The 24,751-nt window shown below is 67.9% G+C and carries 27 protein-coding genes; 16 read left to right on the forward strand and 11 right to left on the reverse strand.

What is annotated here, in order from left to right:
- Positions 1-3: 3 nt before the first annotated feature.
- Positions 4-486 carry an acyl-CoA thioesterase gene (locus ACXJJ9_RS15475; RefSeq protein WP_310053672.1) on the reverse strand — a complete coding sequence of 161 codons (483 nt, stop codon included), beginning with the start codon at positions 484-486 and terminating at the stop codon, positions 4-6.
- A gap of 93 nt (positions 487-579) precedes the next feature.
- Here ACXJJ9_RS15475 and ACXJJ9_RS15480 point away from each other — a divergent pair, with 93 nt between their 5' ends.
- The 3 genes from ACXJJ9_RS15480 (at position 580) to ACXJJ9_RS15490 (ending at position 2,421) form a co-directional block, all read left to right on the forward strand.
- On the forward strand, positions 580-984 hold the full coding sequence (locus tag ACXJJ9_RS15480) for a hypothetical protein (protein WP_457098017.1): 405 nt from the start codon (positions 580-582) through the stop codon (positions 982-984).
- A gap of 82 nt (positions 985-1,066) precedes the next feature.
- Complete coding sequence (gene bla / locus ACXJJ9_RS15485) at positions 1,067-1,933, forward strand: subclass B3 metallo-beta-lactamase (RefSeq protein ID WP_457098018.1); 867 nt, start codon at positions 1,067-1,069, stop codon at positions 1,931-1,933.
- Positions 1,933-2,421 (forward strand): NUDIX hydrolase, encoded by a 489-nt coding sequence (locus tag ACXJJ9_RS15490; protein WP_457098019.1) that lies wholly within the window; start codon positions 1,933-1,935, stop codon positions 2,419-2,421. The genes bla and ACXJJ9_RS15490 overlap by 1 nt, the downstream gene beginning before the upstream one ends.
- Before the next feature lie 13 nt (positions 2,422-2,434).
- Here ACXJJ9_RS15490 and ACXJJ9_RS15495 read toward each other — a convergent pair whose 3' ends face one another.
- Together ACXJJ9_RS15495 and ACXJJ9_RS15500 are read right to left on the reverse strand one after the other, a co-directional pair.
- Positions 2,435-2,866 carry a GNAT family N-acetyltransferase gene (locus tag ACXJJ9_RS15495; RefSeq protein ID WP_457098020.1) on the reverse strand — a complete coding sequence of 144 codons (432 nt, stop codon included), beginning with the start codon at positions 2,864-2,866 and terminating at the stop codon, positions 2,435-2,437.
- Positions 2,867-2,954: 88 nt separating this feature from the next.
- Entirely contained in the window at positions 2,955-4,307 is a 1,353-nt protein-coding gene (locus tag ACXJJ9_RS15500) for a dicarboxylate/amino acid:cation symporter (RefSeq protein WP_457098021.1), read from the reverse strand.
- A gap of 248 nt (positions 4,308-4,555) precedes the next feature.
- Here ACXJJ9_RS15500 and ACXJJ9_RS15505 point away from each other — a divergent pair, with 248 nt between their 5' ends.
- On the forward strand, positions 4,556-6,250 hold the full coding sequence (locus tag ACXJJ9_RS15505; RefSeq protein WP_457098022.1) for an alkaline phosphatase: 1,695 nt from the start codon (positions 4,556-4,558) through the stop codon (positions 6,248-6,250).
- A gap of 30 nt (positions 6,251-6,280) precedes the next feature.
- On the opposite strand, the gene ACXJJ9_RS15510 is transcribed toward ACXJJ9_RS15505, so the two are convergent.
- Positions 6,281-6,733, reverse strand: a complete 453-nt coding sequence (locus ACXJJ9_RS15510; RefSeq protein WP_457098023.1) for a CopD family protein — start codon at positions 6,731-6,733, stop codon at positions 6,281-6,283.
- Between the two features lie 108 nt (positions 6,734-6,841).
- On the opposite strand from ACXJJ9_RS15510, the gene ACXJJ9_RS15515 reads away from it, so the two are divergent.
- From ACXJJ9_RS15515 to ACXJJ9_RS15525, 3 genes are all read left to right on the forward strand, one after another.
- Positions 6,842-7,432: a class I SAM-dependent DNA methyltransferase gene (locus ACXJJ9_RS15515; protein WP_457098024.1), complete on the forward strand. Its 591-nt coding sequence runs from the start codon at positions 6,842-6,844 to the stop codon at positions 7,430-7,432.
- Positions 7,433-7,562: 130 nt separating this feature from the next.
- Positions 7,563-8,810 (forward strand): polyhydroxyalkanoate depolymerase, encoded by a 1,248-nt coding sequence (locus ACXJJ9_RS15520; RefSeq protein WP_457098093.1) that lies wholly within the window; start codon positions 7,563-7,565, stop codon positions 8,808-8,810.
- A 180-nt stretch (positions 8,811-8,990) separates the two neighbouring features.
- Positions 8,991-11,057 (forward strand): prolyl oligopeptidase family serine peptidase, encoded by a 2,067-nt coding sequence (locus tag ACXJJ9_RS15525; protein ID WP_457098025.1) that lies wholly within the window; start codon positions 8,991-8,993, stop codon positions 11,055-11,057.
- Between the two features lie 70 nt (positions 11,058-11,127).
- Here the strand turns inward: ACXJJ9_RS15525 and ACXJJ9_RS15530 are convergent, their stop codons facing one another.
- Entirely contained in the window at positions 11,128-12,051 is a 924-nt protein-coding gene (locus ACXJJ9_RS15530) for a sensor domain-containing protein (protein WP_457098026.1), read from the reverse strand.
- Positions 12,048-12,422: a PadR family transcriptional regulator gene (locus tag ACXJJ9_RS15535; protein ID WP_457098027.1), complete on the reverse strand. Its 375-nt coding sequence runs from the start codon at positions 12,420-12,422 to the stop codon at positions 12,048-12,050. The genes ACXJJ9_RS15530 and ACXJJ9_RS15535 overlap by 4 nt, the downstream gene beginning before the upstream one ends.
- 138 nt (positions 12,423-12,560) lie before the next feature.
- Between ACXJJ9_RS15535 and ACXJJ9_RS15540 the strand changes: the two genes are divergently transcribed.
- From ACXJJ9_RS15540 to ACXJJ9_RS15560, 5 genes are all read left to right on the forward strand, one after another.
- Positions 12,561-13,043, forward strand: coding sequence for a DUF1579 family protein (locus ACXJJ9_RS15540; protein WP_457098028.1), 483 nt, complete (start codon positions 12,561-12,563; stop codon positions 13,041-13,043).
- 228 nt (positions 13,044-13,271) lie between these two features.
- Positions 13,272-14,093: a peptidylprolyl isomerase gene (locus ACXJJ9_RS15545; RefSeq protein WP_457098094.1), complete on the forward strand. Its 822-nt coding sequence runs from the start codon at positions 13,272-13,274 to the stop codon at positions 14,091-14,093.
- Positions 14,094-14,280: 187 nt separating this feature from the next.
- Positions 14,281-14,583, forward strand: coding sequence for a hypothetical protein (locus ACXJJ9_RS15550; RefSeq protein WP_457098029.1), 303 nt, complete (start codon positions 14,281-14,283; stop codon positions 14,581-14,583).
- A gap of 137 nt (positions 14,584-14,720) precedes the next feature.
- Positions 14,721-16,568: a DUF885 domain-containing protein gene (locus ACXJJ9_RS15555; RefSeq protein WP_457098030.1), complete on the forward strand. Its 1,848-nt coding sequence runs from the start codon at positions 14,721-14,723 to the stop codon at positions 16,566-16,568.
- Between the two features lie 228 nt (positions 16,569-16,796).
- The gene (locus tag ACXJJ9_RS15560; protein WP_457098031.1) at positions 16,797-17,645 is read left to right on the forward strand and encodes a DUF72 domain-containing protein; all 849 of its coding nucleotides are present in this window, start codon (positions 16,797-16,799) and stop codon (positions 17,643-17,645) included.
- A gap of 8 nt (positions 17,646-17,653) precedes the next feature.
- On the opposite strand, the gene ACXJJ9_RS15565 is transcribed toward ACXJJ9_RS15560, so the two are convergent.
- The 3 genes from ACXJJ9_RS15565 to ACXJJ9_RS15575 are packed head-to-tail and all read right to left on the reverse strand — an operon-like array spanning position 17,654 to position 19,354.
- The gene (locus ACXJJ9_RS15565; RefSeq protein ID WP_457098032.1) at positions 17,654-17,959 is read right to left on the reverse strand and encodes an antibiotic biosynthesis monooxygenase family protein; all 306 of its coding nucleotides are present in this window, start codon (positions 17,957-17,959) and stop codon (positions 17,654-17,656) included.
- 39 nt (positions 17,960-17,998) lie between these two features.
- Positions 17,999-18,898, reverse strand: a complete 900-nt coding sequence (locus ACXJJ9_RS15570; protein WP_457098033.1) for a DMT family transporter — start codon at positions 18,896-18,898, stop codon at positions 17,999-18,001.
- Between the two features lie 60 nt (positions 18,899-18,958).
- Complete coding sequence (locus ACXJJ9_RS15575) at positions 18,959-19,354, reverse strand: cupin domain-containing protein (protein ID WP_457098034.1); 396 nt, start codon at positions 19,352-19,354, stop codon at positions 18,959-18,961.
- Positions 19,355-19,512: 158 nt separating this feature from the next.
- On the opposite strand from ACXJJ9_RS15575, the gene ACXJJ9_RS15580 reads away from it, so the two are divergent.
- Positions 19,513-20,415, forward strand: coding sequence for a LysR substrate-binding domain-containing protein (locus tag ACXJJ9_RS15580; protein ID WP_457098035.1), 903 nt, complete (start codon positions 19,513-19,515; stop codon positions 20,413-20,415).
- On the opposite strand, the gene ACXJJ9_RS15585 is transcribed toward ACXJJ9_RS15580, so the two are convergent.
- Complete coding sequence (locus tag ACXJJ9_RS15585; RefSeq protein WP_457098036.1) at positions 20,412-20,777, reverse strand: TfoX/Sxy family protein; 366 nt, start codon at positions 20,775-20,777, stop codon at positions 20,412-20,414. The genes ACXJJ9_RS15580 and ACXJJ9_RS15585 overlap by 4 nt on opposite strands.
- Positions 20,778-20,897: 120 nt before the next feature.
- Here ACXJJ9_RS15585 and ACXJJ9_RS15590 point away from each other — a divergent pair, with 120 nt between their 5' ends.
- From ACXJJ9_RS15590 to ACXJJ9_RS15600, 3 genes are all read left to right on the forward strand, one after another.
- The gene (locus ACXJJ9_RS15590; protein WP_457098037.1) at positions 20,898-21,842 is read left to right on the forward strand and encodes a DMT family transporter; all 945 of its coding nucleotides are present in this window, start codon (positions 20,898-20,900) and stop codon (positions 21,840-21,842) included.
- Between the two features lie 76 nt (positions 21,843-21,918).
- Complete coding sequence (locus tag ACXJJ9_RS15595) at positions 21,919-23,589, forward strand: AAA family ATPase (protein WP_457098038.1); 1,671 nt, start codon at positions 21,919-21,921, stop codon at positions 23,587-23,589.
- A gap of 2 nt (positions 23,590-23,591) precedes the next feature.
- Positions 23,592-24,356 carry a general secretion pathway protein GspB gene (locus tag ACXJJ9_RS15600; protein WP_457098039.1) on the forward strand — a complete coding sequence of 255 codons (765 nt, stop codon included), beginning with the start codon at positions 23,592-23,594 and terminating at the stop codon, positions 24,354-24,356.
- Between the two features lie 18 nt (positions 24,357-24,374).
- Here the strand turns inward: ACXJJ9_RS15600 and ACXJJ9_RS15605 are convergent, their stop codons facing one another.
- Positions 24,375-24,716, reverse strand: coding sequence for a cupin domain-containing protein (locus tag ACXJJ9_RS15605; RefSeq protein ID WP_457098040.1), 342 nt, complete (start codon positions 24,714-24,716; stop codon positions 24,375-24,377).
- Positions 24,717-24,751 lie beyond the last annotated feature (35 nt).

Genomic DNA, 24,751 nt, shown 5'->3' on the forward strand with positions numbered 1-24,751 from the left:
GCGTCAGCCGGGATCGCGGAAGTGCTCGATCGTGGCTTCGATGCCCTTGCTCAGCTCCATCACCTTGAGTGCGTACTCGGCCAGGCGCTTGTCTTCATCGCTGGCCATCTGCAGGGGCGGCACGGGCGTGGCCTTGCCGTTGGCGTCCATCGCCACGAACACGATCACGCAATGCGTGCACAGGCGCGTCTCTCCGCCCATGGGGTCGCGGGCGCTGACGTCGATGGAGAAGTGCATGCTGGTGGTGCCGGTATGGATGAGCTTGGCGCGCACCGCCACCAGATCGCTGATCAGGATCGGCGCGACGAACCGGATCCCGCCGACGGCGACCGTCACGCTGTAGTGGCCGCTCCAGCCCACCGCCGCGGCATAGCCGGCCTGGTCGATCCATTTCATCACCACGCCGCCGTGGACCTTGCCACCGTAGTTGACGTCGAGGGGCTCGGCCAGGAAACGCATGGTGAGTTCGCGCTGGGTTCCGCTCATGGCCGACTCCAGGAATGAGACGTGCAAGTGTGCACCTTGCGACGTCCCGTGGGCGTGGGCGATGCTTCCGCCAACATTGGGGAGGAAGCAGGCATGGGGCGTACGATCCTCGGCGTTCTGGCGGGACTGGTTGTCGCGTGGCTCACGATCACGCTGTGCGAATTCGCCAGCATGTTCTTGCACCACCCGCCGCCGGGCATCGACCTGCGCGACCCACAGGCGCTGGCGGCCCATGTCGCCGCCGCTCCGACGCCGGTGATGCTGATCGTGCTGGCAGGGTGGTCGCTGGCCGCCTTCCTCGGCGGCTGGATCGCGGCACGCATCGCGCGGCATCGCCGGGCGGCCGCGCTGGTCATCGGCACGCTGGTCGTCGTCATCGTGTTCGCCAAGCGCATGCTGATTGCCTATCCGCTGTGGATGACGGTCGCCGGCGTCCTGCTGCCACTGTCGCTGGTCTGGCTGGCCGCGCGCCTGGCGACACCGCGCACATCGCCCTGACGCCGCCTGCGCCGGATCGCGCACTGGCCCGGCCGTGCGCGATCGCCGACACTGTCGCGCCCCGGTTTCGCACGCCCCCACGATGCATCGATTCGCGCTCGTCGCTTCCCTGCTTGCCATCACATCGATCGCCCACGCCGCCGACCCGGTGCTGCCGCAATGGAGCCGTTACGAAACCGACGATGCCTGGCGCCAGCCGATCGCACCGTTCCAACTCGCCGACCACACCTGGTACATCGGCACGCAGGGCCTGAGCGCCCTGCTGATCCGCACGCCGGAAGGCGCGGTGCTGATCGATGGCGGCCTGCCGCAGGCGGCGGACATGCTGCTGCAACGGATGCGCGACCTGCGCGTGCAACCGCAGGAACTCAAGCTGATCCTGCACAGCCACGCGCACGGCGACCACGCCGGGCCGATCGCCGCGATCAAGCGGGCCACTGGCGCGCGCGTGGTCAGCAATGCCGAATCCGCCGTGCTGCTGGCGCGCGGCGGCAGCAATGACCTGCATTTCGGCGACGGCATCCTGTATCCGCCGGTGCAGGCGGACCGCCTGGTGATGGATGGCGAATCCGTCGAGCTGGGCGGCCTGCGCTTCGTTGCGCATTACACGCCGGGCCACACGCCCGGCAGCCTGAGCTGGACCTGGCGCGACACGCGCAACGGCAAGCCGCTGGACATCGCCTATGCCGACAGCCTGAGCGCGCCGGGCTACCAGCTGGTCGACAATCCGCGCTATCCCCGCATCGTCGACGACTACCGCCGCGGCTTCGCGACGGTGCGCGCGCTGCCTTGTGACGTGCTGATCACGCCGCACCCGGATGCGAGCGGCTGGACGCCCGCCAATACCACCACGCCGCATCCCGCGCCCGTCACCTGCCGCGACTATGCCGACAAGGCCGAAGCGCGGTTCGACGCGCAGCTGGCGACGCAACGCAAGGAACGACCGTAATGCCCTACACCCCGATCGTCGCCACGCTCGGCTACGTGCTGTCCGCGGATGGACGCGAAGTGCTGATGGTCCATCGCAACGCACGCCCCGACGACCACCAGCTCGGCAAGTACAACGGCCTGGGCGGCAAGATCGAACCGGACGAGGACGTGCTCGCCGGCATGCGTCGCGAGATCCACGAAGAAGCCGGCATCGACTGCGTCGACCTGTCGCTGCGCGGCACGATCAGCTGGCCCGGTTTCGGCAAGCAGGGCGAGGACTGGCTCGGCTTCGTGTTTCTCATCACCCGCTTCACCGGCACCCCTTTCGAAAGCAATGCCGAAGGCACGCTGGAGTGGGTGCCACGCGAGCGCCTGCACGACCTGCCGATGTGGGAAGGCGACCGCCAGTTCCTGCCGCTGGTGTTCGACGACGATCCGCGCCCGTTCCACGGCGTGATGCCGTATCGCGACGGACGCATGCTGTCGTGGAGGTTCTCGCGCGCGTGATCGCGCCGAAGGCCTAGTCAGCCGGGTTCGAGGCTACGAGATATTCCATGTTGACCGATGCCGGCGCCGTCTCGACGAAACCGTACCTGGCATACAGGTGGCGGGCTTCGCCATCGGCGACGAGGGTGACGTAGGCCGAAGGCTCCGCGTTCGCGCGCAGCCACTCGTCGAGCGCGGTCATGATCCGCTTGCCCAGCCCACGCCCCTGGAATGGCGGTGCCACCGCGATATCGACGACGGTGTAGAAGCAGCCGCCATCGCCGATGATGCGCCCCATCCCGATCACCTCATCGTCGTGGCGCAGGCTCACGCCATACAGCGTGTTGGGAAGCCCCTTGCGCGCGGCCTCGATCGTCTTGGGCGACATGCCGGCGGCGCTGCGCAACCGGCAGTAATCGTCGGCGCCGGGAAACTGTTCGACCAGCTGGATGTTTTCTTCGGCCATCGCCACCGCTCCGCCATCCGGGTGTCATGCCCGCATATCTTGCTGCGCGGGCATGAAAAGAATGTGTGAGGTTCGCGATGCGGAGTGGTTAGCCAGTGGCGTCGCTGCGGATCTCCGCCATTTCGCCCTCGGCCACGCCGACGTTGCTCGAAGCGGCTGCGTACAGTTCGCGGTCGAGCAATCCGGTTTCCTTCGCCACCAGCACTGGCACCAGCATCTGGCCGGTCACGTTGGTCATCGTGCGCATCATGTCGAGGACGCGGTCGATGGCGTACAGGTAGCCGATCGCTTCCAGCGGGAGGCCGGCGGCGCTGAGCACCACCGTCGCCATGATCACCGCGGTGCCGGGTACGCCGGCGGTACCGAAACTGCCCAGCACCGATGCCAGCGCGATGATCAGGTACTTGTCGAACGTGAGGTCGATGCCCGCGTATTGCGCGATGAACACCGCCGCCAGCGCCGGATAGATCGCGCCGCAACCGTCCATCTTGATGCTGGCGCCGAGCGGGACGGCGAAAGCGGCGTAGTCGCTGTCGACGCCGTGGTTGTGGACCACGCTGCGCAGCGACACCGGCATCGCGGCGAAGCTCGATGAAGCGACGAACCCCACCTGCATCGCGGGCGCGGCGCCACGGAAGAAGCGGATCGGATTCAAGCCGTGCGCCAGCAGCAGGCCGCTGTACACCACCACGATGTGGAACGCGCAGGCCGCGTACAGGGCGACGACGAAACTCGCCAGCGGCTTGAGCTGCTCGAAACCATAGCCGCCCACCAGCGCGGCGATCAGCCCGAACGTACCCAGCGGCGTGAATTCCAGCACGAAGCGGGTGACCTGGATCATCGTCTCGCTGGCCTCGCCGCACAGCCGGCGCAGGTGTGCGGTCCGCTCGCCCAGCTTGACGAAGGCGAAGCCGATCAGGCCGGCGAAGAAGATCACCTGCAGCACCGTGCCGTTGCGCGGCACCAGCACCTTCATGCCGTCGGCGGTCTTGGCGGTATCGGCACCCGCCATCGCCGCGATGGGATTGGACGGCACGATGTTGAACAGCACGTCGAGCACGCCGGGCGGGTTCTTGGGGACGTAGTCGGACGCCATCTTCAGGGTGCCGACATTGACGCCGACACCCGGCTTCACCACCCAGCCCGCGAGCAGGCCAACGCCGACCGCCAGCACGGCGGTGATCGCAAACCACAGGAAGGTACGTCCGCCGAGTGCGGCGATCGACTTCTGCCCATGCAGCGCGCTGACCGCGTTGATGACCGCAAAGAACACCAGCGGCACTGCGATCATCTTGATCAGGTTGACGTAGACGTCGCCCAGCGGACCAAACCACGTCGCCGCATCCTGGCCCAACAGCCAGCCCGCCAGCGCGCCCAGGACGAAGCCGAGCACCACGCGCTGCCAGAACGGAATCCGCAGCCAGCCGGAAACCACCTTCATCATCCGGAAAATCTCCATTGCGCCGGCCGGACCGGGTTGGCCCACGACCCAAGGCCGCAACTCAAGCCCGCAACATAGCCGAGGCCGGCGCGGGCTGGCGAGCCATGAATGCAAACCGTTGTTCCAAACCGGAATGTGCGTGGGCGCCCTCTCCGCCCACCCGTTTGCGCAAAGCCGGCCACGAAATCCCGCGCGATCGGCTTGGCATAATCCGCGATTCCCCATTCACCCGGTCACGGCAGGTTTTCATGCTTTCCTCGCGCGTCCTCGGCATTGCCCTGGCTTCCACCCTGCTCGGGGCCTGCGCCAGCACCGCGCCACGCGCGTCTGCCAGCGGGCCGTTCACGGTGGAGGTGCCGGCGATCAAGCGTCCCGATGGCGAAACCCCGGCCTGGTGGTTCCGCGACGGCGCCGCGCAGGCGGCCCAACGCGGCGCGATGGGCGGGCACGCGAAGAACGTGATCCTGTTCGTCGGCGACGGCATGAGCCTCACCACCGTGGCGGCGGCGCGCATCCTCGAAGGCCAGCGCAAAGGCGCACCGGGCGAGGAGAACCGCCTGAGCTGGGAGAACTTCCCCGCCACGGCCCTGAGCCGGACCTACAACACCGACTCGCAGACGCCGGATTCGGCCGGCACCATGTCGGCGATGGCCACCGGCGTGAAGACACGTGCCGGCGTGCTCAGCATCGGCCAGGAAGCCAAACTCGGCGACTGTGCGGCGGCATTGAAGACACCGGTGCTGACGCTGTGGGAACTCGCCGCCAGCAGCGGCCTGGCGACGGGTGTGGTCACCACCACGCGAGTCACCCATGCGACGCCGGGCGCGACCTTCACCCATTCCGCGCACCGCAACTGGGAGAGCGACGCGGCGATGACGCGCTATGGCGATCCCACGGGTGGCTGCACGGACATCGCGCGACAGCTGATCGAATCGCCATACGGCAGCGGTCCGGACGTGCTGATGGGCGGCGGCCGCGCCAACTTCATGCCGGACACGCAGGCCGATCCCGAATATCCCGATACGCGCGGCCTGCGCAAGGACGGGCGCGACCTCATCGCGCTCTGGCGCCAGCGCCATCCGCAGGGCGCCTACGTGTGGAACGCACAGCAGCTCGCGGCGGCGCCGGGCGACCAGCCGGTGCTTGGCCTGTTCGAGCCCAGCCACATGCGTTACGAACACGATCGGCCGCAGGACCGTGGCGGCGAGCCTTCGCTGGCCGAGATGACGCGCGCCGCGATCACCCGCCTGCAACGCAACGACAAGGGTTTCGTGCTGCTGGTCGAAGGCGGGCGCATCGACCATGCCCACCACAACGGCAACGCCTACCGCGCGCTCGACGAGACGATCGCGCTGAGCGATGCGGTGCGCACCGCCACGGAACTGACGTCTGCCAATGACACGCTGATCCTGGTCACCGCCGACCACGCCCACACGCTGAGCTTTTCCGGCTATCCCGAACGCGGCAACCCGATCCTCGGCAAGGTCCGTGGCAGCACTGGCGAGGAGGAAGGCAAGGACGCGTATGCACGCGATCTGCTTGGCCTCCCCTACACCACGCTCAACTACGCCAATGGCCCCGGCTACACCGGCGAAAGCGACGTGCAGCCCGCGGGCGCAAAGCGCAATCCGCACGAGCCGCGCAGGATCAAGCCGGCGATCGGCCGTCCCGACCTGACCAACGTCGACACCACCGACCCCGATTACCTGCAGGAAGCGATCGCGCCGTTCACCCAGGAATCGCACGGCGGCGAGGATGTCGGCATCTGGGCACGCGGCCCGGGCAGCGATGCCGTGCGCGGCAGCGTGGAGCAGAACACGATCTTCCACTTCATGCTGCAGGCGATGCCGGCCTTGCGCGCGAGGCTGTGCACGGCCGGTGATTGCGACGGCAACGGCGTGCCGGTGGTGTTGCCGAAGCCGGAGGCGTTCAAGTCCCGTTGATCCCCGCGCCCGCGGGGAGCACTCGGGAAATCAGAACGGCTTGGCGATCACGAGATAGACGATCGCCACGAGCAGCAGCACGGGCAGTTCATTGAACCAGCGCAGCGCGCGCGACGACGGCAAGGGCCGGCCGGCCTCGACACCCTTCAACCAGCGGCCGGCAACGATGTAGTACGCCAGCATTGCCGCCACCAGCGTCAGCTTCGCGTGCAGCCAGCCGCCGGTCGCGAACATCTGCGGCAAGGCATCGCCGAACACGCGGTATCCCTGCCACATCAGCAGGCCGAAGAGGAGCGCCAGCCCGAACATGATGTGGCCGAAGCGGTACAGTCGCCGCCCCATCAGCAGCAGGCGCGCGCGCACCCCCGGCTCGTTCCCGGCCTCGGCGAGGTTCACCAGGATGCGCGGCAGATAGAACACTCCCCCCATCCACGCCATGACGAACACGACGTGGGCGGTCTTGATCCAGAGATAGGCTTGCATTGGCAGGCTCCGCTGACGATGGCGATAGGATGACATGCGGCGCGCGCAAACCGCCCTGTGATCCCCTCACCACTTCCCATCACTCGAATCCATCACTCGACCCCGCCCATGTCCAAGGTCTACGACCAACGCTACTTCGATAACTGGTACCGGCAGCGCGGCATCGGCGACAGCGCGCGGCTCGCCCGCAAGGTGGCGATGGCGGTGACGAGCGCCGAATACTTCCTCGAGCGCCCGCTGCGCACCGTGCTCGACATCGGTTGTGGCGAAGGCGTGTGGCGCGCGCCCTTGCTCAAGCTGCGACCGAAGGCCCGGTATCTCGGCTTCGACAGCAGCGAGTACGCGATCCGCCGCTTCGGCGCGCGCCGCAACCTGCACCTGGCGGGCTTCGGCGACTTCGCCCTGCTGCGCCCGTGCCCGCCGGTGGACCTGCTGGTGTGCAGCGACGTCATGCACTACCTCGACACGCGCGAACTCGACCGCGGCCTGCCGGGCCTGGCCGAGTTGTGCGGCGGCGTCGCCTTCCTCGAAACCTTCGCGCGCGAAGACGGCGCCGAGGGCGACGAGCACGACTTCCGCAACCGTCCGGCGAAGTTCTATCGCCAGCGCTTCGGCAAACTCGGCTTCACCCAGGTCGGCTCGCACCTGTGGCTGTCGCCCGCGCTGCGCGACCATGCGACCGCGCTGGAAACCCAATAAGCCACCACCGGCGGCGCAACCCGGAAACCGCGACACGCTTCACAAACCAGTCGCCACCATCGGCTATGCTGCGGCGCGTCATGGCGTTTCGAACGCGCCGTTCCCAGGGTCAGGGGCCCTTCCGCGAATGCTGCTTTACCACCTGCACGAACTCGGCCGCGCCTGGATGCAGCCGTGGAACTACTGGGCCGAGGCCAATTCGCGCATGTTCGGCGCGTCGGGCAGCTGGTTGTCGTCGTTGCCGGGCGCTTCGCGCCTGTCCGCCGGCTACGAGCTGATGTATCGCATCGGCAAGGACTACGAGAAGCCCGAGTTCGGCATCCATTCGATCGAGAAGGACGGCAAGAACCATCCGGTGGTCGAGCGCGAGGTGCTGAAGAAGCCGTTCTGCCGCCTGCTCCGCTTCAAGCGCTTCGCCGACGACGCCGGCAACATCGCCGACTTCAAGGACGATCCGTCCGTGCTGGTCGTCGCGCCGCTGTCGGGCCACCACGCCACGCTGCTGCGCGACACGGTCAAGACGCTGCTGCGCGACCACAAGGTCTACATCACCGACTGGGTCGACGCGCGCATGGTGCCGCTCGAGGAAGGCGCCTTCCACCTCGACGACTACGTCGCCTACATCGAGGAATTCATCCGCACGATCGGCGCCGACAACCTGCACGTGATCAGCGTGTGCCAGCCGACCGTGCCGACGATGGCGGCGGTGTCGCTGATGGCTTCGCGTGGCGAGAAGACGCCACGTTCGCTGGTGATGTTCGGCGGGCCTATCGACACGCGCGAGAATCCGACCAAGGTCAACGACCTCGCCACGCACAAGCCGCTGTGGTGGTTCGAGGCCAACCTCGTCCACGCCGTGCCGCCGAACTACCCCGGCCACAACCGCCGCGTATATCCCGGCTTCCTGCAGCACGGCGGCTTCATGGCGATGAATCCGGAACGCCATTTCCAGTCGCACTGGGATTTCTACCAGGACCTGGTGAAGGGCGACCTCGAGGACGCCGATTCGCACCGCCGCTTCTACGACGAGTACAACGCCGTGCTCGACATGCCGGCCGAGTACTACCTGGAGACCGTCGACGTCGTGTTCCAGCGCCACCTGCTGCCGAAGGGCGAATGGGTGGTGCGTGGCGAGCGCGTGGATCCCGGTGCGATCCATGGCACGGCGATCATGACGATCGAGGGCGAGCTCGACGACATCTCCGGCCAGGGCCAGACCCGCGCCGCGCATGCGCTGTGCACGGGCATCGCGCCGGAAGACCATCGCCACCTGACCGTCGAAGGCGCCGGCCACTACGGCATCTTCAGCGGCCGCCGCTGGCGCACGCAAGTGTATCCGCAGGTGCGCGACTTCATCGCGCAGTACGCGGCGAGCTGAAGCAACAGGCATCCACGCCACGTAAGCGGGGCTGGCCCACCGGGCCTAGCAGTTTCAATAGGTTGTTTCGTTCGCGCCCTGCTGGCTACTCCCTCCCCCGCTTGCGGGGGAGAGCCCAACGGTCATGTTGTCCGCGCCGCGTAAAGGTTGAACCATGGGCTCCTTGTCCCGGAGCCCATCATGAAGCCATCAGCCGCGCTGCTGACCCTCGCCCTTTTCGCCCATGCACCCGCTTTCGCCGCCACCGCCGAGGGGCCATCGCGCCTGCTGACCGGCCAGGACCTGTTCTCGCTGGAAGTCGCCACCGATCCACAGATCAGTCCCGACGGACGCACCATCGCCTATGTGCGCCGTTCCAACGACGTCATGACCGACCGCGCGCGTTCGGCGATCTGGCTGATCGACGTGGCCAGCGGCACGCAGGCGCCCCTGATCGCGGGCACGGGATCGCACATGCAGCCGCGCTGGTCGCGCGACGGCTCGCGGCTGGCCTACGTGTCCACCTCCGATGGCGGCGGCGCGCAGCTCTACGTGCGCTGGATGAAGACGGGCGCAGCGGCGCGCGTCACCGGCCTGCCGGAGACGCCGTCGGGCATCGAGTGGTCGCCCGATGGCAACCGCATCGCCTATTCGATGTTCGTTCCCGCCGAAGGCGCCTCGCTGGGCAAGGCGCCGGCGAAGCCCGAGGGCGCGCAATGGGCCGAACCGCTGCAGGTGATCGACGCCGTCACGTATCGCAACGACGGCGACGGTTACGCCAAGCCCGGCTTCGAGCACATCTTCTGGGTACCGGCGGAGGGTGGCGCACCGACGCAGGTCACCTTCGGCCAGCACAACGCCGCGGGTCCGCTGTCGTGGACACCCGATGGCAAGGCGATCGTGTTCAGCGGCAACCTTTCGAAGGATTGGGAGCGGCAGGCGGTCGACACCGACGTGCACGTCGTGACGCTCGCCGACAACAGCATCCGCACGCTCACCGACCGCAACGGGCCGGATGGATCGCCGGTGGTGTCGCCCGATGGCAAGCGCATCGCCTACCTCGGCTTCGACGACCGCCGCCTGGGTTACCAGAACACGCGCCTGTACGTGATGGACAGCGATGGCCGCAACGCGCGCGTGCTGACCGGCAACCTTGACCGCAGCGTCGGCGATCCGGTGTGGTCCGGCGACGGGCGTTCGGTCTTCGTCGACTACGACGACCATGGCAGCGTGCGCGTGGCACGCGTCGGCCTGGACGGTTCGGTGCGCACGGTCGCGGAAGGATTGACCGGCAGCGGACTCGACCGGCCCTACAGCGGTGGCGAATACAGCGTGGCGCGCGACGGCACGCTGGCCATCACCAGCGGCACCCCGCTGCGCCCCTCCGACGTGGCGGTGGTGCGCGGCGGCAAGGCGCGGCGCCTCACCCACCTCAACGAGAGCCTGCTGGCGGCGAAGACGCTCGGCGACGTGCAGCCGTTGCCGGTGAAGGCCTTCGACGGTCGCGAAGTCGATGCGTGGATGGTGACGCCGCCCAACTTCGATGCGTCGCGCAGGTATCCGCTGGTCCTGGAGATCCATGGCGGTCCGTTCGCGGCCTACGGCCCGGCGTTCTCGACCGACGACCAGCTCTACGCCGCGGCCGGCTATGTCGTGGTGTACGTGAACCCGCGCGGCTCGACGTCATACGGCGAGGATTTCGCCAACCAGATCGACAAGGCGTATCCGGGCCACGACTACGACGATCTGATGAGCGCGGTCGATGCGGCGATCGCCAAGGGTTTCGTGGACAGCGACAACCTGTTCGTCACCGGTGGTTCCGGCGGCGGCGTGCTGACCGCCTGGATCGTCGGCAAGAACGACCGCTTCCGCGCGGCGGCGACACAGAAGCCGGTGATCGACTGGACCAGCTTCGCGCTTACTTCGGACGGCGCGATCTACTACCACAGCTACTGGTTCGACAAGCTGCCCTGGGAAGACCCGCAGGGTTACTGGGCGCGTTCGCCACTGTCGCTGGTCGGCAACGTGAAGACGCCGACGCTGGTGGTCGTGGGCTCCGAGGATTACCGCACGCCGGTGAGCGAAGCCGAGCAGTACTACACTGCGTTGCAGCTGCGCGGCGTTCCCACTGCGCTGGTCAAGGTACCGGGCGCGAGCCATGGTGGCATCGCGGCGCGGCCGTCGCAGTCGGCGGCGAAGGCATCGGCGATCCTGGCCTGGTTCGAACGTTATCGCGGCAAGGACGGAACGAGCACCGCGGCGAAATGATCCCACGCTTCCGCAAGGCAAAAGAGCCGGCATCGCTGCCGGCTCTTTTTGTTTACCGCGATGGCGCGGCTCAGTCGTACTGCGAGGTCTTCACCAGCATGTGCTTGGCCAGCTGCCCGTGCAGGTGGCCGATCGCGCGGGCCAGGTGCAGCGTGGCGAACAGCAGCACCACACCGACGATGAAGCACAGCGGCAGCGCCCACCAGCCGTCGACGCCGATCACGTTGACGTCGTCCATCCACAGACCGCCGTTGAATCCGCCGAACAGCGCGGCGACTGGTGCCGCGATCAGGCCCAGCGACGTCGCCAGCCCGGTGACCGCCACCGTGAAGTAGGCGATGCCCAGCGGCAGCATCAGCAGGAAGTACAGCTGCGTGGCCCAGGTGCGCGGATCGGTGAACAGGTCCTTGATGCGTTCCAGCCACGGCCTGCCGCGGGTGGAGTACAGCGGCCGGCGCGGCATGCGTTCGCCGAGCATCACCTCGACGATGCGTCCTTCCACCAGCGACAACACGCGGATCGAACCGAAGTACAGGATCACGAACGGAATGCCGATGATCAGCACCGCGAGGCCGCCCGACAGCGAGATGCCGGTAACGACCCAGGTGAAATAGAAGATGCCCGTGGCCAGCGCCAGCAGCATGTAGAACAGCGCCGCATATGTGCGCGGCTCGGCGATCACGCCGAAGAAGCGGCTGATCCACGAGCGGTTGGCGACGGCCGGCCGCGTGGTCGGCGTGCGCAGCGCGCTCTGCACCTTCACTTCGGTGTCGCGATAGATGTCGGCGACTTCGTCCGGCGCGCCATAGCTGCTGGCCACGGCGGCGATCACCTCGGCCTCGGACTTGCCGGGGTTCTCGGTCAGCTCAGAACGCAGGTATTCCTCGGCGTCGTACAGCGCGTCCTGCACCAGCGCCGGGTCGGCGCCGGCCAGCGAGCGGCGCAGCTGCTCGAGGTAGTCGGGAATGGTGGTCGGCAAGGCGGTGGCGTTCATTTGGCTTCCCCAAGGACTGCGTCGACGGAATCACGGGTGGCGCGCCAGGCGGCGGACCAGCCGCGCAGGGCTTCGCGCCCGGCTTCGGTAATGCGGTAGTAGCGGCGCGGCGGGCCGGAGACGGAAGGTTCGACGAAGCTGTCGAGCAGCCCGCTTCCCTCCAGGTTGCGCAGTACGGGGTACAGCGCGCTCTGCTTGCCGCTGAGGACGCCCTCGCCCTCCTGCTCCAGGCGCTTGGCGATCTGGTAGCCGTACATGGGTTCGTCGGCCGTGCCCAGTACGGCGAGCAGGGCCAGCGACACGGTGCCGGCGCTGAGCTCCTTCTGGAACTTGCGCAGGTGGCTGTCGAACGTGGGGGAATCCGGGGTCATGGCGTGTGTCCGGTAACTTGAAGCAAACACTACTGCTAACTTCGCTATACCGTCTCTGCCATTAGTCACGGGGTGCCGTTGGTCATGTGCGGGACTGGCGCCGTATCCTCGCCGCTCCGTCCCCACCAGAACGCCACGATGGAGAACACCACGATGGACATGCCGCGCCCTGGCGCCGAACACGAGCGCCTGTTCTCCCGCCTGCAAGGCCGCTGGTCAGGGCCCGAACAACTGGCACCCTCGCCCTGGGGCGAAGGCGGCGCCGCGATCGGCCGCACGCATTGCCGCGTCGCCCTCGATGGCATGACGCTGGTCCAGGAGTACGAGGAAGAAAAAGACGGCCGCGTCTGCTTCCGCGGCCACGGGGTCTTCCTGATCGAACCCGGCAGTGGTGACGTGCTGTGGTGGTGGTTCGACAGCATGGGTTTCCCGCCCGAACCCGCCCGTGGGCGTTGGGACGGCGACACGCTGTTGTTCGAGAAGAAGACGCCACGCGGCGAGGCGCGCTACCGCTACGACTTCGCAGGCGACGGCTACCGCTTCACCATCGAGAACCGCTTCCCGGGCCAAGTCGAATTCAGTGAATTCATGCACGGCAATTACCGCCGTGACTTCGAATAATGATTTCGAACAATCGGGTTTGATCCGTCGCGGCGTCCTCGCGATCCCTTAGGAGCTTCCATGCACTTCAACCGCGTAGTCCTGCTGTCCGCCATGCTCGGCCTGGCCTGTACCGCACAAGCCGCCAAGCCGACAAAGAAGCCGGCCACCCGGTCCTCGACGCAGAAAGCGCCGGCACGGAAAGCGGAACCGGCGACGCCCGGCGCGCAGGCCACCAAGCCGAAATCGATGCAGGAGATCCTCGACGCGACCCACGCGGCCGACTGGCGCACGCTCGATCCGGCCAACACGCTGTACCTCGATCTCGCCTCCGGCCGCGTCGTGATCGAACTCGCCCCCGGCTTCGCCCCCGCGCATGTCGCCAACATCCGCACGCTGGCGAAGGAAGGATATTGGAACGGCCTGAGCATCAACCGCTCGCAGGACAACTTCGTCGTGCAGTGGGGCGATGCCGCCGAGGACGACCAGCAGAAGAAGCCGCTCGGCACCGCCCAGGCCAAGCTGCCCGCGGAATTCGAACGCACGGGCAAAAGCGTGAAGTTCGATCGCCTGCCCGACAGCGACGGCTGGGCGCCGCAGGTGGGTTTCGCCGAGGGCTTCCCGGCCGCGCGCGATCCGCAGGCCGGCAAGACGTGGCTGGCGCATTGCTACGGCGCCATCGGCGCGGGGCGTGACGTCGCCGCCGATTCCAGCAACGGCACCGAGTTGTACGTCGTGACCGGCCAGTCGCCGCGCCAGCTCGACCGCAACATCACCGTGGTGGGCCGCGTAGTCCAGGGCATCGAACTGCTCTCGGTACTGCCGCGCGGCACCGGTCCGCTCGGTTTCTACGAGAAGCCCGAACAGCGCACCGCGATCAAGGCGATCCGGCTTGCATCGGAGGTACCGGAAAACGACCGCGTGCCGCTGGAGCTGCTGCGCACGGACACGCCCGCCTTCACCCAGCTGGTGGAAGCGCGCCGCAACCGCCGCGACGAGTGGTACAAGCGGCCCGCGGGGCATATCGATCTGTGCAACGTGCCGCTGCCGGTGCGTCCCGTGAAGAAATAACGCCCGCGTTTCCTGAAGCAGAAAGGCCGCCCGAAGGCGGCCTTTTTGTTTGCAGCGCATGACCCCGGAAATTCTGCAGATAGAAGCGGCTCCGGCTCGACAAAGCCCGGTCGCTCCGTCACGCACCCTTGCCGCGCCGGCGCCTAGCCTGACCGCGCCCCAGCCCAGACCAGGACAAGGCCGCGCCATGCCCCAACTGCGTTTGCGAATCACCGGCAGCGAGGACGATGCACGCGCGATCGGCAACCTGCTGGCGAGCATCGAAGGGATCGAGCACGTGGAAGAAGTGGCCGACCTCATGGACCACATGGACGACGACGACTCCAGCTCCGCCGGCCTGCCCGACGACCAGGGCCCCGGCGTGCACGAACTGGAGATCGACGCCCCCAACAACGCCACTGCCGGCAAGGTGCGGGAGGCGGTGGAGGCGCTGGCATTCGAACTCGACGTGCTCGTCGAATTCGAGTCCGACGCGGAATGGAGCGAATAGACCGCGGCTTCGTTCGTCCCTTCCGTACGACCATCCGCGACGCGCCAGACCAGGACCTGCGGCCCGCGCATCGCCGCGGGCATGGCGATATGCTCGGCCGTCGCAGCTCCGCTGCACACCCGACCACTCCATCCGAGATGCCCGAGACCACCATGCGCCTGCGTCCCGTCCCAACGGCGATCCCACTGTCGATCGCCCTCGCCCTCCTGATCTCCACCGCCGCCTGCCAGAAGCACGAAACTCCCGTTACCACCGCCACGCCGGCGGCGACGCAGGCGTCCACCGCCGAAGCCGACGCGAAGTTCGCCGACCTCTCCAAGCGCTGGCTCGACGGCTGGCTGGAACAGCAGCCGGTCAGCGCCACCCAGACCGGCAAGCACGACTTCGACGACCGCATCGACGACCTCAGCGCCGCCGGCCGCCAGAAGTTCACTGATTTCAGCAAGCAGATGCTGGCCGAGGTCGATGCGCTCGACGCCGGCAAGCTCTCGCGCGAGAACCAGGTCGACCTCGCCATCCTGCGCAACCAGATCCGCTACGACATCTGGCAGATGGACACGCTGCAGAGCTGGGCATGGGATCCGCAGGTCTACAACGGCATCGCCGGCGGCGCGCTGTACACGCTGATGGCGCGCGACTTCGCACCGATGCCGCAGCGCCTCAAGGCCGCCACCGCGCGCATGGAGAAGATCCCCGCGCTGTTCGCCCAGATGCGCGAGAACCTCGACTTGGCGCGCGTGCCGAAGATCCACGCCGAAACGGTGCAGAAGCAGAATGCCGGCGTCACCAGCATCATCGACGACATGATCGCCCCGCATGCGGGCGAACTCAGTGGCGCCGACCGAACCCGCCTGGATGCCGCGATGGCCACGCTGAAGAAGGCCGTTGCCGAGAACCAGGCCTGGCTCGACAAGACCCTGGTGCCCGGTGCGAAGGGCGACTTCCGCATCGGCCAGAAGCTGTACGACGAGAAGCTCGCCTTCGCGCTGAACTCGCCGCTCTCCCGCCAGGAAATCCGCACCCGCGCCGAATCCGCGATCAAGCAGACGCGCACCGAGATGTACGACATCGCCCGCAAGGTACTGGCCGGCAAGCCGACCGCGCCCACGGAGATGCCGGACGCGCCGAGCGACGAACAGCAGCAGAAGGCGATCGAAGCCGCGCTCGAACTTGCCTACGCCGATCGCCCGGCACGCGACAAGGTAGTCGAACTCGCCAAGCAGGCCACCGCCGATGCGACCGCGTTCGTGCGCGAGAAGCAGCTGGTGTCGGCGCCCGATGCGCCGGTGCAGATCATCCTGATGCCGGAATTCCAGCGCGGCGTGTCCGTGGCCTACTGCGATTCGCCCGGCCCGCTGGACAAGGGCCTGGATACGTTCTACGCGGTGTCGCCGATCCCGGATGACTGGAGCAAGGAGCAGGTCGATTCCTTCCTGCGCGAATACAACACCCGTTCGATCCACGAGCTGAGCATCCACGAAGCGATGCCGGGCCACTACCTGCAGCTGTGGCATTCCAACAAGTACCCGTCGACGCTGCGCGCGGTGCTGGGCTCGGGCTCCTTCATCGAGGGCTGGGCGATGTACGGCGAGAAGGTCATGGCCGATGCGGGCTACATGAACAATGATCCGCTGATGCAGCTGATCCAGCGCAAGTGGGCGCTGCGCGCGATGGCCAACGCGATCCTCGACCAGGCCATCCACGTCGACGGCATGAGCCGCGACGACGCGATGAAGCTGATGACCGTCACCGCCTTCCAGCAGGAGCGCGAAGCGGCCGGCAAGTGGGTGCGCGCGTCGCTGACCTCGGCCCAGCTGCCGACCTACTTCGTCGGCTACAGCGAGCACATGGACCTGCGCAACGAAGTGCAGAAGCGCGAAGGCGACAAGTTCAACGTCAAGGCCTACCACGACAAGCTGCTGTCGTTCGGCTCGCCCCCGGGCCGGTTCGCGCGCGAACTGATGCTGGACGAACCGATCAAGTGACACGCCGGGCCGGCGCGCGTCGCAAGGCGCGCGCCGGCCTACCGTGGTCGGTCAGTCGGTCAGTCGGGCGGACGAACGGACGCCGCCAGGTCCTTGTCACAGTCGGGCGGCGCCGCCCGACCCGTCCGGGTGGCGGCCGCCCTTGCCCGCAATGCCCCCACTTCGCCGTTCGTCCATTAGCAACATCCAGCGGTACCATCCCGGGCCCTCCCAAAGTCCCCTGCCTGCATGAGCCGAAAACCCGCCTTGCCCGATGACTGGTCGCGCACCTCGGTGCCCGCCATCGACGGCATCCGTGTCGGCATCGGTGGCTGGAACTACGTGCCCTGGCGCAGCAACTTCTATCCGCCCGGCCTGGTGCAGCGGCGCGAACTGGAATATGCCTCGCGCCACCTCAGCGCGATCGAGATCAACGGCACCTATTACGGCGCGCAGCGGCCCGCGGTCTACGAAAAGTGGGCGTCGGAAACGCCCGACGGTTTCGTGTTCTCGCTCAAGGCGCCGATGCGGATCATGCAGTCGCGCGTGCTCGCCAACACCGGGGCACAGGTCGAGGACTTCCTGGGCGGCATCGCGTCGCTGGGCGATCGCCTGGGGCCGGTGGTGTGGCAATTCGATGTCGGGCGCAAGCTGGAACACCAGGACTTCACCGCCTTCCTCCACCTGCTGCCAGAGGAAGTCGATGGCCGCCGCCTGCGCCACGTGCTGGACGTGCGCGACTCGTCATTCGTCGATGCACGCTTCGTCGCCTTGATGCGCGAGCGTAACCTCGGCACCGTGTTCACCGACTCACGCGACTATCCCTCGTTCGCCGACGTCACCAGCGACTTCGTCTACGCGCGGCTGATGCGCTCGCGCAGCGAGATCGACACCGGCTACACCGCAGAGGAACTGGCTCATTGGGCCGAGCGGGTACGACTGTGGGCGCGGGGCGGGCATCCGGACGACCTGCCGCACATCGCGGCCAATGGCGTGCCACCCACGGAGCAGCGCGACGTGTATGTGTTCTTCATCAGCGCCGCGAAGGAACGCAATCCAGCGGCGGCGATGGCGCTTACCCGCCTGCTCCGGCAATGACCTCGCCGTCAGCCCGCTGACCGCACCTCGTAGTGCTCCACCTGCGGCTCGCGCGCGAGCAGGAAGCCCTCGTCTTCCGGGTAGTACTTCGCTYTCAACAGGTCATCACCGGCGAACGCGCGGATCGCATCCTCGCTTTCCCAGTAGCTCAGGGTGAGGAAGTGGGCGATGTCGCCTTCGTCGCGCCGCAACACCTGCGCGCCGAGGTTGCCCGGCGTGCCGCGGTAATCGGGCATCGCGCGATCGGAGAGGAACGTCGCATACGCATCGGCGCGATCGAGGCGCGTGGTGCCATGCCAGAGTCGGGCGATCATGCCTCACCCCTTGATGAGTGGCGGAATGCCCGCCACTTGTCAGCGCGACGGTTGCTGGCTCATGGCCACACTACCCAGGATGAGCGCGGCCGAGATTGCCATCGTCCAGGTTAAGGATTCGCCAAGCAGCAGCCATGCCCAGGCGACGCCGAACACCGGGATCAGGTAGGTCACCGTCGAGGCACGGCTCGCACCGACGCGGGCGATCAGGCGGTAGTACATGACGAAGGCGATGCCCGTGCACAGCACGCCGAGCATGCCCGCGGACAACCACGACTTCAGCGGGATCGCATGCTGTGGCCAGGTGGCGATCGCAAACGGCAGCGTGAGCAGGGTCGAGGTGCCCAGCGTCGCCGACGCCACCGCCGCCGGCGGCAGGCCGGTCAGGTGGCGGCGTACCAGGTTGATGCCGATGCCATAGAGGAACGCCGCCGCGCTGCCCGCCAGGACCGCCCAGCCGATGCTCGCGCCCGCGATCTTGCCGCTGGCCAGCACCACGACGCCGGCGAAGCCGGTGAACAAGGCGACCGCGCGCTTGGCACCGATCTTCTCGCCGAAGAACAGGAAGCCGACGAGCGCGGTGAACAGCACCGTCATCGCATTGGAAATCGCGCCCACGCCCGCGGGGGCCCGCTGCGCCGCCCAGGCGAACAGCATGAAGGGCACGGCGGAATTGATCGCACCGATCAGCGCGAGCTTGCCCCACAGCTTCGGCGAAGCGAAGTGCGAACGATAACGCCACAGGAACGGCAGCAGCACCAGCGAGCCGAGGCCGAGGCGCACTTCCACCAGTGGCATCGGACCGAAGTCGTTGGCGGCCACGCGCATGAACAGGAACGAGGCGCCCCAGATGGCGCCGAGCACCGCCAGTTCCACCGGCGTCAGCCAGGCGCTTTCGCGCAGGCTGCGCAGCGGGCGATCGGTGGCAAGAGTGTTCATGGTGCGAGTCCTCGTTGGAATGCTGTCATGCGGGCCGGTCTGGCGTGATCGCAGCGACAGTCAACCTTGGCTGTAATTGAAACGATGTGCACGGCTTGCGGCTTCGCGCGCGGCCCCCAGCGCCGCCGAATCCAGGTTGAAACCGAACAGGCGCACGCCGGTCTCGGTCCTCGGTCTGTGGCTCGTGCCCGGCAGGAAGCGCACGTAGGTACCCGCGCCATGGCGCGCGTGGCCTTCGATCACTTCGCCTGCGATCACGTAGTAGTGCTCACCGGTGTCGTGGTCGTCGACGTACGGCCAGGTGCTGCCCGGCTCCATGTCGACCACCCACACGCGCACGCTGCCGTCGGACGACAGGTCGCGGCGCGAGCAACCGGCGCCGACGCGAACTGCCGGAATGTCGTCGATCAACGACGCCTGCAGGGTGGAAAGCGAGATCGCATCCAGTCGGCCCATGTCTTGTTCCGTTGGCGGTGGGCGCATGGCGCCCGTGGGGGAGGAGCACGGCACGGCCCGTCGGGCAGCACTGTCGGCATACGCAATTTTCGGCCCATGGCCATCCGGCACAAGCGCATACTTTCGCCGACAGACACAAACCAGATTTGAGGCTCATGATGGCCCTGCGTGCAGACCTGCTCCCGGCGCTGGCGGCATTCGAATCCGCCGCGCGCCACCAGAACTTCGCCCATGCCGCGGAAGAACTGCACCTCACCGCGAGCGCCGTCAGCCACCACGTCCGCAAGCTCGAAGCGCGCCTGGGCGTGGTCCTGTTCCAGCGCCATGCGCGCGGGGTATCGCTGACCGCCGAAGGGCGCCAGCTGGCCGACGCCGCGGGCAGCGCGATGGCCGACATGGAAAGCGTGGTGCGCAGCCTGCGCGTCGCACGCGCGGAGCTGGATCGCGTGCACATCACGACACTGCATTCGCTCACCTACACCTGGCTGCAGCCACGCCTGCCGCAATTCGCCGCGCTGCATCCGAACGTTCGGCTCACCGTCGATACCGAAGTGGCGCTGACCCGCTTCGACGATGGCGGGCCGGACCTCGGCATCCGCCATGGTGCGGGGCACTGGCCGGGACTCACCGCCCACCACCTGATGGACGACTACCTGTTCCCGGTGGCGTCGCCCACCCTGCCCGGCGTGGAAGACGTGCGCGATGCCGCCGCGATCACGCGCCTGCCGCTGGTGTCCGACCTCGCCCGCCAGGGCTGGCACGACTGGCTGCGCGCGGCCGACGTGCATGGCGCTTCGATCGAGGAACGCTACCGCTTCAGCGACAGCACGGCCGCCCTGAATGCCGCGGTGCATGGACTGGGTGCCGCCCTGGCGCGGGACAAGATCGTCGCGCCCTATCTCGCCGCCGGCATGCTTGTCCGCCTCCCCGGTCCGGCGTTGAAGGCGCGCTGGGGCTATTACGTGGTGTATCCGGCGCACAAGCGCCTCAAACCCGCGGCGCGTGCCTTCGTCGACTGGCTGCTCGCCCTGCCCGGCGAATCCGCTAGCCCACCTGGCTAACGAGGACGCCTGGAGGCGCGGACGCGCTTCGGCGCTGCGCTGGCCTTGCGCAGTGCCGCCTCGTAGGCGAGTTGCGCCCACGGCCGCATGTCCTGCGCGGATTCCATGGCGGTGGCCGGCGCGGACCAGTAACTGAGCGTGATGGGCTCGCGCTGCTTTTCGTACACGAACGGCGCACTGCCCGCCGCCTCGAAACGCGCCTGCGTCTGCGCATCGACTTTCAGGTACAGCGATTCGTCGATCACGAGCGCAAAAAACACGCCATCGCGATAGAGGCCGTGCCCGCCAAACATCCTGCGCGCGGTCACCGGACCGAAGTCGGCGAACAGGTCCTGCAGGTAATCGATGAAGTCATCGCGCATGGAGGATGTACTGCCGGCAGGAACCACTGGCGACGCGCCTTCTCGACGCTGCCTGGCACCAGCTTGCCATGACCGGGGCCGGTCGCGCGCCAGGCGGGCATGCTCGCGGATAATGCCCCCATGCCCATGACCGACACCCGCAAGGCCTTCCTGCAAATCCACTTCTGCGTGGTGCTGTGGGGCTTCACCGCCATTCTCGGCAAGATGATCTCGCTGCCGGCGTTGCCGCTGGTGTGGTGGCGCCTGCTGATCGTGGTCGCCGCACTCGCGCTGGTGCCACGCGTCTGGCGCGGGCTGCGCGCGATGCCGCCGCGGCTGATCCTCGCCTACGCCGGCATCGGCGCATTGGTGTCGCTGCACTGGCTCACCTTCTACGGCGCGATCAAGCTGTCCAATGCCTCGGTGGGCGCGACCTGCATCGCGCTGGGCACGGTCTTCGTCGCGATGATCGAACCGTGGCTCACGCGCACCCGCTTCTCCAAGCGCGAACTCGCCCTGGGCGTGCTGGTGCTGCCCGGCGTGGTGCTGGTAGTCGGCGGCGTACCGCACGGCATGCGCGCGGGCATCGCGGTCGGCGCGCTGTCGGCGCTTCTCGTCGCGATCTTCGGTTCGCTCAACAAGCGCTTCGTCGAACATGCCGATCCGCTCACCGTCACCGCACTCGAACTCGGCGCCGGCGCGGTCGTGCTCACGGCGCTCGCCCCCGTGATGCCGCTGCTGTTCCCGGCCTTCGCCGGCGACCTGCTGGTGCTGCCAAGCACGCGCGACGTCCTGCTGCTGCTGGCCCTGTCGCTGGCCTGCACGCTGTTGCCGTTCACGCTGTCGCTGGTGGCACTGCGGCACATGAGTGCCTTCGCCCAGCAGCTGGCGGTCAACCTGGAGCCGGTCTATGCCATCGTCCTGGCCATCGTGCTGCTGGGCGAACAGCGCGAGTTGAGTGCGCAGTTCTATCTCGGCGTCGCGATCATCCTCGCCGCGGTCTTCATCCACCCCTTGCTGGGCACGCCGCATCGCCTGCGCCCGGAAGTGCTGGGCACCGCCGAATCCAAGGGCGCGGCCGAATAGTCTCCTGAACGAGACGGACATCGCTACGCGCCCGTGTTCGTGGCAGGCTAGGCGCCGGTCCACCCCTGGTCTGCGCATGTACCTCGAGCACTACGGCCTCAAAGAGCCGCCTTTCTCGATCACGCCCGACCCGCGCTTCGTGTTCCTCAGCGAGCGCCATCGGGATGCGCTGGCGCACCTGCTGTTCGGCATCGGCCAGGGCGGCGGCGGCGGCTTCGTGCAGCTCACCGGCGAGGTGGGCACCGGCAAGACCACCCTGAGCCGGCTGCTGCTGGAACAGATCCCGCCCCATACCCGCGTCGCCCTGGTGCTCAATCCGCGCGTGACGCCGGCGGAACTGCTGGCAACGATCTGCGAGGAACTGCACCTGCCCGTCGACCCGGGCATGTCGGGCAGCATCAAGGCGCTCACCGACGCGCTCAACACCTACCTGCTCGACGCCTATGCGCAGGGCCTGCGCGTGGTGCTGATCATCGACGAGGCGCAGAACCTGTCCGTCGACGCGCTGGAGCAGGTGCGCCTGCTCACCAACCTCGAGACCGACACCCAGAAGCTCCTGCAGATCATCCTGCTCGGCCAGCCGGAACTGCGCACGATCCTGGCGCGGCCAGACCTGCGCCAGCTCGCGCAGCGCATCACCGCGCGCTACCACCTGACCCCATTGGACGCGCAGGAAACCGCCACCTATCTGCGCCACCGCTATCGCGTCGCGGGCGGCCTGCACCTGCCGTTCGACGCCGGCGCGATCAAGCGTATCCACGTGCATTCGGGTGGCGTACCGCGCCTGATCAACGTGATTGCCGAGCGCGCCCTGCTCGGTGGCTACGCGCACGACGACACCCGCATCGATGCCCGCACGGTCGATCGCGCCGCGCGGGAAGCACTGGCGCCGAGGGCGGCGTCGGCCTGGCGCGCCAGGCGCTGGCTGATACCCGGCGGCGTGGGCGTGGCGGCACTGGCCCTGGTCGCGGGCGTGTACGCATGGCGGGCGCCGCCAGCAACTCCGGTGGCGAAGCCGACGGCAACAAAGTCGATGACCGCAACGATCACCGCGGCCACTCCCGCGACGACGGCGGACAAGGTCCGGCCCGCTCCAGCCGCCGCAGCCGCGCAATCCGCGCGTCCCGCGGCGCTCGACGCCGATGCACTGGCCAATCGCATCGATGGCGCCGCAGCCGCTTCGCCACTGGCGTGGCAGCAATTGCTGCAGGCGTGGAAGCTGCCATCCGACAACCTCAGCATCTCCATCGCCTCGGGCTGCTCCTTCGCGATCGCCAGCGACGCCTACTGCCTGCGCGCACGGGGCACGCTCGACCGGTTGGTGGCGCAGGATCGACCCGTGTTGCTGCGCCTGCGCAGCGACACGCACGAGGCGTGGGCCGTGCTCCTGGGCGCCGATGCACGCATTGCCCGCGTGTCGCTCGACGGCCACACGCTCGATATCGAACGCCTGGCGCTGGCGCGCCACTGGAACGGCGAATACGCGGCACTGTGGCGCGGCCCCGCCAACCTGACCCTGCCCGTCGCCGGACAAACGCCGTCGCTCACGTGGGTGCGCGACCGCCTCACGACGCGCTACCTGCCGGCGGATGCCGTCGCCACCCTCAACGCCGACATGCAGGCCGCGGTGCGGCGCTTCCAGGGCGACAGCGGGCTCGCCAGTGACGGCGTGATCGGTCCGGAAACCCTGATGGCCCTCGCCGCGCGCGACGAAGCCGGCCCGCGCCTGCTGAAGGGACTGGAGTAGCCATGTCGATGATCCTCGAAGCGCTGCGCAAGTCCGAAGCCGAGCGTCGCCGCGGCCAGGCGCCCGACCTGCTTAGCGATGCCAGCCCGATCACACCAGCGGCAGCGACCGCGACGCGCAACCGGAACGCATCGATCGCGGTGGCGGCAGCGGCCCTGGCCACGCTGCTGCTGCTCGCATGGTGGTTGCGCCCGGCGCTGGTGGAGCCCGCGTCCAGCCCCATCGCCCCGGAACCCACGGCCCCGGCGGTCGTTTCGCTGCCCGCATCCCTGCCCCTGCAGCCGCGCGCGAACGCGCCCGTCACGACGGCCGCGGCCGGAGCCGTCAACCTGCCATCCACGGCTCCGCTCGCACCACCGCCGGTGGCGTCGCCGCGGCCCCGGCCACCGGCGGCGGCCGCCGCGACGCCAGGCAACCCCGAACCAGCTTCCGTCGCTTCCGTTGCTGCCGCCGTCGTCCCCACCCCGCTGCCGGCGCCCACGCGTGTCGTGCCCGAACCGCCGTCCACGACCGCGCAACCCTCGTTCACCAGTCCCGACCTGCCCCTGCGGCTCTCGGACCTGTCGTCCGATGAGCGCCAGCAACTGCCCGCGTTGAAGGTGAGCATGCACATGTGGGCGCCCGATGCCGCCGACCGCTTCGCGATCATCGACGGCACGCGCGTCAACCAGGGCGATCGCCTCGGCGAAGCCACCGTCGAATCGATCCAGAACGACGGCGTGATACTGGCGTGGCGCGGGCGCCGCCTGCGTTTGCCGATTCGCTGAAGGTTCGCCCGAACCGTCTCAACCCCTGCCCGGCCCCTTCGGATTGCCATCAGCATCGAAGGCCGGCGGGTAGTAGAAGTTGAGCGTCTTGAGCAGGGCGCGCCCGGTGTTGCGGACTTCATGGCGTTCGCGCTTCTCGATCACCAGCAGCGTGCCCGCCTTGAGCGGCACGCGGCGCCCCTCGACGATCGCCACGCCGCTGCCCGACAGTACGAACAGCCACTGGTCCGCGCCGCGATGACGGTTATCCGGCCCGCCTTCGCTGCCGCCCGGCGCGATCACCATCTCCGCCGCCTGCGCCTTGCGCACATCGAAGGCGACGCGGAAGCCCTTGCCGAACTTCAGGGTTTTGCTGCGCATGGCCGCCTCCCGGGAACGGGCCCAAGCCTGCCCGC

Source organism: Lysobacter sp. P5_B9 (assembly GCF_054049835.1).

Bases quoted from the DNA above. Each gene is read 5' to 3' on its own strand.
- ACXJJ9_RS15475 (WP_310053672.1), bottom strand. From the start codon at position 486: ATGAGCGGAACCCAGCGCGAACTCACCATGCGTTTCCTGGCCGAGCCC.
- ACXJJ9_RS15480 (WP_457098017.1), top strand. From the start codon at position 580: ATGGGGCGTACGATCCTCGGCGTTCTGGCGGGACTGGTTGTCGCGTGG.
- bla (WP_457098018.1), top strand. From the start codon at position 1,067: ATGCATCGATTCGCGCTCGTCGCTTCCCTGCTTGCCATCACATCGATC.
- ACXJJ9_RS15490 (WP_457098019.1), top strand. From the start codon at position 1,933: ATGCCCTACACCCCGATCGTCGCCACGCTCGGCTACGTGCTGTCCGCG.
- ACXJJ9_RS15495 (WP_457098020.1), bottom strand. From the start codon at position 2,866: ATGGCCGAAGAAAACATCCAGCTGGTCGAACAGTTTCCCGGCGCCGAC.
- ACXJJ9_RS15500 (WP_457098021.1), bottom strand. From the start codon at position 4,307: ATGAAGGTGGTTTCCGGCTGGCTGCGGATTCCGTTCTGGCAGCGCGTG.
- ACXJJ9_RS15505 (WP_457098022.1), top strand. From the start codon at position 4,556: ATGCTTTCCTCGCGCGTCCTCGGCATTGCCCTGGCTTCCACCCTGCTC.
- ACXJJ9_RS15510 (WP_457098023.1), bottom strand. From the start codon at position 6,733: ATGCAAGCCTATCTCTGGATCAAGACCGCCCACGTCGTGTTCGTCATG.
- ACXJJ9_RS15515 (WP_457098024.1), top strand. From the start codon at position 6,842: ATGTCCAAGGTCTACGACCAACGCTACTTCGATAACTGGTACCGGCAG.
- ACXJJ9_RS15525 (WP_457098025.1), top strand. From the start codon at position 8,991: ATGAAGCCATCAGCCGCGCTGCTGACCCTCGCCCTTTTCGCCCATGCA.
- ACXJJ9_RS15530 (WP_457098026.1), bottom strand. From the start codon at position 12,051: ATGAACGCCACCGCCTTGCCGACCACCATTCCCGACTACCTCGAGCAG.
- ACXJJ9_RS15535 (WP_457098027.1), bottom strand. From the start codon at position 12,422: ATGACCCCGGATTCCCCCACGTTCGACAGCCACCTGCGCAAGTTCCAG.
- ACXJJ9_RS15540 (WP_457098028.1), top strand. From the start codon at position 12,561: ATGGAGAACACCACGATGGACATGCCGCGCCCTGGCGCCGAACACGAG.
- ACXJJ9_RS15545 (WP_457098094.1), top strand. From the start codon at position 13,272: ATGCAGGAGATCCTCGACGCGACCCACGCGGCCGACTGGCGCACGCTC.
- ACXJJ9_RS15550 (WP_457098029.1), top strand. From the start codon at position 14,281: ATGCCCCAACTGCGTTTGCGAATCACCGGCAGCGAGGACGATGCACGC.
- ACXJJ9_RS15555 (WP_457098030.1), top strand. From the start codon at position 14,721: ATGCCCGAGACCACCATGCGCCTGCGTCCCGTCCCAACGGCGATCCCA.
- ACXJJ9_RS15560 (WP_457098031.1), top strand. From the start codon at position 16,797: ATGAGCCGAAAACCCGCCTTGCCCGATGACTGGTCGCGCACCTCGGTG.
- ACXJJ9_RS15570 (WP_457098033.1), bottom strand. From the start codon at position 18,898: ATGAACACTCTTGCCACCGATCGCCCGCTGCGCAGCCTGCGCGAAAGC.
- ACXJJ9_RS15575 (WP_457098034.1), bottom strand. From the start codon at position 19,354: ATGGGCCGACTGGATGCGATCTCGCTTTCCACCCTGCAGGCGTCGTTG.
- ACXJJ9_RS15580 (WP_457098035.1), top strand. From the start codon at position 19,513: ATGGCCCTGCGTGCAGACCTGCTCCCGGCGCTGGCGGCATTCGAATCC.
- ACXJJ9_RS15585 (WP_457098036.1), bottom strand. From the start codon at position 20,777: ATGCGCGATGACTTCATCGATTACCTGCAGGACCTGTTCGCCGACTTC.
- ACXJJ9_RS15590 (WP_457098037.1), top strand. From the start codon at position 20,898: ATGCCCATGACCGACACCCGCAAGGCCTTCCTGCAAATCCACTTCTGC.
- ACXJJ9_RS15595 (WP_457098038.1), top strand. From the start codon at position 21,919: ATGTACCTCGAGCACTACGGCCTCAAAGAGCCGCCTTTCTCGATCACG.
- ACXJJ9_RS15600 (WP_457098039.1), top strand. From the start codon at position 23,592: ATGTCGATGATCCTCGAAGCGCTGCGCAAGTCCGAAGCCGAGCGTCGC.
- ACXJJ9_RS15605 (WP_457098040.1), bottom strand. From the start codon at position 24,716: ATGCGCAGCAAAACCCTGAAGTTCGGCAAGGGCTTCCGCGTCGCCTTC.